General features: G+C 42.2%; 5 protein-coding genes and 3 pseudogenes. 1 reads left to right on the top strand and 7 read right to left on the bottom strand.

Annotated features, from left to right (window positions below; all coding sequences use genetic code 11):
- Nucleotides 1-63 precede the first annotated feature (63 nt).
- The 3 genes from HMPREF0027_RS05040 to HMPREF0027_RS05030 all read right to left on the bottom strand — a co-directional run bounded on the left by HMPREF0027_RS05040 (nt 64) and on the right by HMPREF0027_RS05030 (nt 2,692).
- Nucleotides 64-990, bottom strand: a complete 927-nt coding sequence (locus HMPREF0027_RS05040) for a hypothetical protein (RefSeq protein WP_005622743.1) — start codon at nt 988-990, stop codon at nt 64-66.
- A gap of 12 nt (nt 991-1,002) precedes the next feature.
- Nucleotides 1,003-1,962 (bottom strand): hypothetical protein, encoded by a 960-nt coding sequence (locus HMPREF0027_RS05035; protein WP_044024292.1) that lies wholly within the window; start codon nt 1,960-1,962, stop codon nt 1,003-1,005.
- 232 nt (nt 1,963-2,194) lie between these two features.
- On the bottom strand, nt 2,195-2,692 hold the full coding sequence (locus HMPREF0027_RS05030) for a phage virion morphogenesis protein (RefSeq protein WP_005622741.1): 498 nt from the start codon (nt 2,690-2,692) through the stop codon (nt 2,195-2,197).
- A 62-nt stretch (nt 2,693-2,754) separates the two neighbouring features.
- Here HMPREF0027_RS05030 and HMPREF0027_RS05025 point away from each other — a divergent pair, with 62 nt between their 5' ends.
- Nucleotides 2,755-2,961 carry a hypothetical protein gene (locus HMPREF0027_RS05025; RefSeq protein WP_005622740.1) on the top strand — a complete coding sequence of 69 codons (207 nt, stop codon included), beginning with the start codon at nt 2,755-2,757 and terminating at the stop codon, nt 2,959-2,961.
- Here the strand turns inward: HMPREF0027_RS05025 and HMPREF0027_RS12100 are convergent.
- The 4 genes and pseudogenes from HMPREF0027_RS12100 to HMPREF0027_RS05005 all read right to left on the bottom strand — a co-directional run bounded on the left by HMPREF0027_RS12100 (nt 2,921) and on the right by HMPREF0027_RS05005 (nt 5,377).
- Nucleotides 2,921-3,100, bottom strand: coding sequence for a hypothetical protein (locus HMPREF0027_RS12100; protein WP_005622739.1), 180 nt, complete (start codon nt 3,098-3,100; stop codon nt 2,921-2,923). The two genes, HMPREF0027_RS05025 and HMPREF0027_RS12100, sit on opposite strands and share 41 nt — an antisense overlap.
- Nucleotides 3,101-3,223: 123 nt before the next feature.
- Nucleotides 3,224-4,499: pseudogene (locus HMPREF0027_RS05015) on the bottom strand (phage minor head protein).
- A gap of 13 nt (nt 4,500-4,512) precedes the next feature.
- Nucleotides 4,513-4,845, bottom strand: a pseudogene (locus tag HMPREF0027_RS05010) (DUF935 domain-containing protein); the annotation flags it as partial.
- A pseudogene (locus HMPREF0027_RS05005) lies at nt 4,846-5,377 on the bottom strand (N-acetylmuramoyl-L-alanine amidase).
- Nucleotides 5,378-6,348 lie beyond the last annotated feature (971 nt).

Here is a 6,348-nt window from a genome sequence, read left to right as displayed (position 1 = left end):
CCCCAAAAATAAAGTCAAAATCAACCGCACTTAAAACGGGTTTAAATGTGGTTTGAATCGGGTTTAAATACAGCCTTTGATTAAGTAACCGGCGGCTTTACCCACAATGTACGGTTTATTGATATCGGTAGTACGAACGATTTCAACTTTACCACCTACTTCGGTGTAAGTATCCACATACAAGCCGTTTTTACAGCGTACGGTATAACTAAATGATGGCTCGTAGATATTTTGTTTTTGCTCTTTTGATGGCGGCGCAACATAAGCCAACACAATCGCTTTCGACCAAATATCTTTTAATTCGCCAGCTTGTTCATGCACAGCTTCACCCACAACAATACGATCTACTTTGATTAATTTTGCAAAGTCTTCCGGTGTTAAAACTGCGGTAGCCACGTATTTGATTTTTTCTAATACTTTCGGGTGTTCGCTTAACACTTCCAGCACATCACCGGAAATTGCGCAGACGTTTGGTTTGCGACCAGTGGTGTGCTTAATTGCGCGAATACCGGTTTTAATCACACCAATCGGGTCTGAATTAGGGTCGGTAAATTGAGACGTGCCGCTTAAAGTCACTTTGTTTGTTGTTTCGTAGTTAGCTTCGTTTAAGGCTAAGTCTGCACAAGCTTTCTCACGACCCAGAGCAATTACGTCTTGAGTGACACCGGTGGCGTATTGGCGCAACGGATACACACCTTCAGTTTCGTTTACTTCGCGGATGTCAATCGGATATTCGATGTCGTTTTCTTCTAAAACAACGGTCAATGAACCAATATCTTCCGGCGTTAAACGATTTGATGCAGCACGAAGCTCACATTTTGTGGTTTGTAAACGGAACGCTAAGCGACCGAATGTCGGGATTTTGCCGCCTTCTTTTTGGGTTTCTGCGATAGGGAACAACACTTCAGAAATCATGTTGCCGTTGTAATAACCTTGCGCGAGTTCGGTTAATACCGGGTCAACGACGCCTTGTTTTGATAAATCAGTCATTGATTTGCTCCTTTATTGAGTGATTGCGTTAAATGCGGTTGTGTAATCTACATTGTGTTCTTTCATGTAAGCCCAGACTTTTTTGTCCATGTCGATGGCGTCAGCTGACGTGCCTTCGGCATATTCCAACGTGTCATTTTGTGCGGTTGTCGCTTTTTCTTTGGTTGCTACCTCAGAGAAATTTACGGCTTGAGGTTGCGCATCCAAAAAGGCTTTGAGTTTGCTGTATAGGCTATCTCCCTCACCAAACTCGACCACACCACCTTGCATTGTGGTGGAAGCATAATTCAACAAATCGACCGCTTGTTGTTTAGCAATCGGGGCGAGTTTGCCTGCTTTCACTAAGCCTTCCGCAAAGTCGGCATTTTCGGCTTTGGCTTGGTTGAGTTCCGCTTCTGCCTTTTCCGCTTTCGCTTTGGCGTTTTCATCTTTGAGTTGCTGATTTTCAGCACGCAAACGGTCTAATTCCGCTTTCTCTTCTGCACTCTTTTCAGGTTCTCCTTGAGTTGGTTCAGTTTGATTGGGTTCATTTGGCATTGCTTCGCAAAAATCCACAATACCTTGCTCACTTTCTGAAAATTCAGGATTGCGCAAGCCTTTCACCGCAGGTGGCATAGCCCCTAAAAAGCCAACGTGGCGCAAATAAAGCGAGCCTTGTTTTGGGTTGTCGGGGCTGTTGGCAAGGTAGAAAAAGGCAGAGGCTTTCTTAAATCGCACATCAGCAACCATTTCGGCAAATTCGGGGTGGATTTGGTCAAGCTCCGCTTTCAACACATCGCCCTCTAACTGCAAGCCTTTTACCCATGCATAGGCTGGTGCTTCCATTGTGGGGTGTCCGATTACCGCTGGGGCTTCGTGATAGGCGACATCGTAGGCATCAACAGCTTGTTGCAAATCGGCAGACGTGATTTCTACCACCGTGCCGTGTGCATCTGGGCGTTTGCCTGCTTTAAAAATTTCGATAAAGGTCATTTCGTTCTCCTTGTTTGCACACATCATAGAAAAAATGACCGCTTGGGGCTTTTAAACTGGTTTAAGGATTGAAAAAGGGAATTTGAAATGGGAAGAAGGAGAAAAGGCGTGTTTTTGCGTGTTTACGGGTGTTTATAAACACGCTCAAGGTTATTCAAGCGATAATTTATCAAATGGGATTTAAAACGCCACAATGGGCGTTTTATGCGTTATTTTTGAAAATTGGGCGATACTATAGATTTTGGTCGATTTGACGTTGTAAAACAGCCTTTGCTTTCTCTAATAATTTTTGCTCATTTTGTGAATTGAGACCTAACCACGGACGAGCAGGAATTTTTGACTGTTTAGCGAAGACGGCATTGTCGCCTTTACCAAATTTTAATCGCTTGCCTTTCTTCGGTTTAATGACACCACCGAATTGGTGCAATCTGGCATACTTGGCATCTGAACCAAATTCAACGCCGTTGTTATCGTAGTTGTAAGCCGTTCTCTCAGATAAATAGCCTTGATGTTTTAAGATTTTGTCGTTGCCTTTTATCTCTTGGGTGAGCGGTGAAAGAGGCTTCCATTTGTTACCATCAGGATCAACTTCCTGCTTAAACCGTTCCGCGTGGATTTTCTTCAAGGTTTCCCCCAGCACGCCATAAAGCTTGTGGGGGTGTTGCAGTTGGTTGGCAATATGGTGCAGTTTTGCGACCGCTTGGGTGTCGTTGAGGGTGATTTTAATCATAACCTTGATCTCGTAGAATAAAAGCGTGGTAATGTTGCCACGCTTTATTTAAGGAATTTATTATGCAAAAAGACATTGCAGATACTATCGCGTTAATGAGTTCTAAAGAAATCTTAGTAAATAAATTACCCACTATGCCAGAAAGTGCAGCTCACGAAAGCCTCGCCATTGATTTTGTTGAGTTCGCTAAAAAGCTCTCTTTGGAATTACAAAACAATTACAGCGATGTTAATCTTGCTCTTTTTCAGGGTAATCATTCAGCATCTTAACGCTTGCTAAATAATTTGATAAAGACATAGTGCTATTTTCAAATTTTCTTAGCAAAGCCGATTTAATGTCGGCTTTTTCTTGTTTTGTTAAATAGTCAGGGTACATGCCTTGACTTTTAGCGTCTTCCCAGAAGTTCATTGTTATTCTCCTATTGATTAAAAAATAAGTTGGACGTATAGTAAAACCATTGCAGTAGGGGTTACCAACTGGAAAGGGGCCAGGGTCGAAAGACGGCTGATTATCCTGTTCGAATCAGGCAAACTACTGCAATGAACCCCATAACACTTCAAATGCTCCTAATTGAGTAAAATCTTCAACCGCACTTGCTGTTCTCACTACATTTAATTTTTGAGCGAGTTTCTTGCCGCTTAATTCATCTTTGATTTTGACTTCGTAATCCATTTTGATAGCAACCTTACCTTTCTCAGTTTCATAGATAAATAGCAGCACATCGCCAGCGTTCTTGTTGCGTTGCTGTTCTTTTGCCTGTAACAAAATCGCCTTTGGATTTCTCAACTTCTCTGGCAACTGCTCCCAAAACTCAATCGGCAGGTTAATACCTTTGGCTTGCTTGGTATCACGCAGGGCGTGCAATATATCTTTATCACGCACGGCAATCACGGCAGATTGTGGAGCACTTTTCAAGTGCGGTCAATTTATCAATGACTTTCGCAGGAATAACGCCTACGTTTTTCATTTGTCCACGTGCCATTTTTTCGGTGGCAACGGTAGCTACCATCGACTTCATTGCGCCGTTTAACATCATCACCGCTCGGGGATTTTGTAACACGTTTTCAACCAGCAGGCTGGCAAGTTTTGGCTCGGCATTGACAAATTTATTGAACAACAGCTGATCTACGTCCGCATTCCGCCCTGCAGTCAAACGTTCAAAATTATGCGGTTGAAATCCTACATCATAGCCTTTCGGCACGCGTACCATTCGTGGATTGCCGGAACGTGTGCCTACTAGTTTTTCCTGCCATTCAATTTCCGGCGATGGACTGACGGTTTTACCCATCTCTTTCAAATCATCCTCATCGTGAGCGGTGACAGTGCAATGGCAGCCGTAGGCTTTAATGGGGTAGTAATAACGCCAAAATGGATCATTTGCCGGTAAAATTGTGCCGTCCAAATCAATATGCTCTTGACGTGGGTGAGCGTTGTCGCGGTGATGATATTCCCAATAAGGCATTACATTAGCAAGGTCTAAATGCTGTTGCAGCCATCCGCGATTGTAAGCTGCATAAACGTTGGTGTCGTAAATAATACGAGTTCGCCAATTTCTACCGCCCTTGTAATCCCAACCTGTGCTAGCGACAATTTCGTCAAACCGCTTGCGAAAACTCTCCAGCGTTTCGCCGTTGTTGATGGCTTCGTCCACTGCTTCACGAAAGGCAAGCATCACTTCATTGCGGTTTGCGCCTGCCACCGTAAAAAAGTAGTCATGTTCATCGCCCAATACGTCTAAATAGCTGTTGGTCGGTAGATTGAGCTTTTTCTCAAAGTATTTGACTTGATTTTCAAAGGTGAATTTCATTGACAAATCTCCCCTAGTCCCTCTTCACTGAAGAGGGAGACTTGGCACGCTCATCTTCTACAGATTGTTGCCCTGCAAACTGTGCCGCAGTTGAACCCCAAGCTAGCAGTTCACCATATTCGGCATAGCTCAATTCGGGAATAAGGCTATCGAGCTGGTTGCGGAAGTCTTCCAAACTTTCGGCTTGCCCTAAGCGGTCGCGAATATCCTGTAGCCAAGTTTCAACAACGGCTTTGCCTTCCACTTCCAACTGTTCGCCAATGGTTTCAATTACGCTTTTGGGGATTGGCTCGGCAAAATCGATCTTATCCGTCCCTCTCTTTTGTAAAGAGGGGTTAGGGGAGATTTATTTAAACAAATGTTCGTAATTGATAACTTGCTCGCTATCCAGCCAACTCCACACATCAAAGCACGGGCAGTCTTTAATCCATTCATTAGGTGTGATTGTGCGGTCGCCGTTTAGGTCTGGGCTTAAATCACGATGTCCACAAATACGAGCACTGGGATATTTGGCTTCTAATTGGTGAAGCAAGCGATTGGGCTTCCGTATATTCGCTGTGATTGCGTTTGTCTTTGGTAATACCGCCGACTAAGCAGATGCCAAGGCTGTTTAAATTATGTCCTTTGACGTGTGCGCCTGTTTCTCCCTCTTTGCTACCTGTTTCAACGGTGCCGTCGGTGTCAATCACAAAGTGGTAGCCAATATGTTGTAAGTGCGGATTGAATTGCTTGTAGTTGTCCGCTAAACACCGAAAGACACGCTGTTTGTGCCAGTCATCAATGCGTTGTGCGGCGGTTTGAGTGGTGGTGCGGAGTTGCTTGCCGTTTTGGGTGGCTGAGCAATGGATCACGATTTTGGTGATGGGTGAGGTGTGCATAAAAAAACTCCAGTTATCAAGGATTGGTTGATAACTGGAGTTTAGTTAATGCTTATGGAAAGGGATTTTAAACTACTTTATAACCTTTGAATGGGCTTTATTGAAATAATAACGACAAATTAAACAACTTGGAGAACCCATTATGGCTAATTTTAAACGAGTTATTTGTTGTTACATTATTGAACGTGGTTTAACCGTGAAATGTAGCAATTTTATTGTCAAAAAAATGGAAAAATGCAAAAAAGGATCTTGGCTGTGGTGGCGACTGGCTAAGCTACACTTCAAACTTTTTGACCTTTCTTGCATTATTTTTCAGTATTCTAAATAAAAGCTAATAACTTTGTTTCTTTACTATGCCTTCTGAAGTTTTCAAAAACTTTGCGATAGGATATTCTGACTTGCAAGTGGCACAATAAAATTCATCTTGATAACTAGAAGAAACTATTGTTGCTCCCAAATGTCTTCTACGTTGCTGTAACGTTATTGATTTACCTTCATTATCGTAGCAATGTGGGCAAATATAATGTAAAACACCTTCGCCAGTGGATTGATAAAACGTCTAAATCTGGTATTCATAGATACGCCAAAAAATTGAAAGATTTAGATGGCTTTGTGGGGAAAAGCGGTTCATTTTAATTAGCTACTCAAATTGATGTTGATAATGCCTCAGAACCGAACCAATCGCTAGCTCAACTTTATCAACAACTTGGTCAGATTGAGTATCAAAAATTCCAAATCTTACAAAAAATTTCTGAATTAAGAGTAGAAATCCTACCTTAATAATAAACCCAGCTTACTAAAAATAGGCTAGGTTTATTTTTTCATATATTGAAACTTCGTTACATTTGAACTTTATATCTTACCAAATAGTCAGGTTTCTTCCCACATTTATCTTAGTTTATATGTGTTGGTTATGTTAGATGGGTTTAATTGGATTAAAGAATATGCCTAAAGGAATATTAAATAAGGGG

This window comes from Actinobacillus ureae ATCC 25976, from assembly GCF_000188255.1.
GTDB classification, from domain to species: Bacteria; Pseudomonadota; Gammaproteobacteria; order Enterobacterales; family Pasteurellaceae; genus Actinobacillus; species Actinobacillus ureae.
This window is presented reverse-complemented; position numbering and strand designations above follow the sequence as displayed.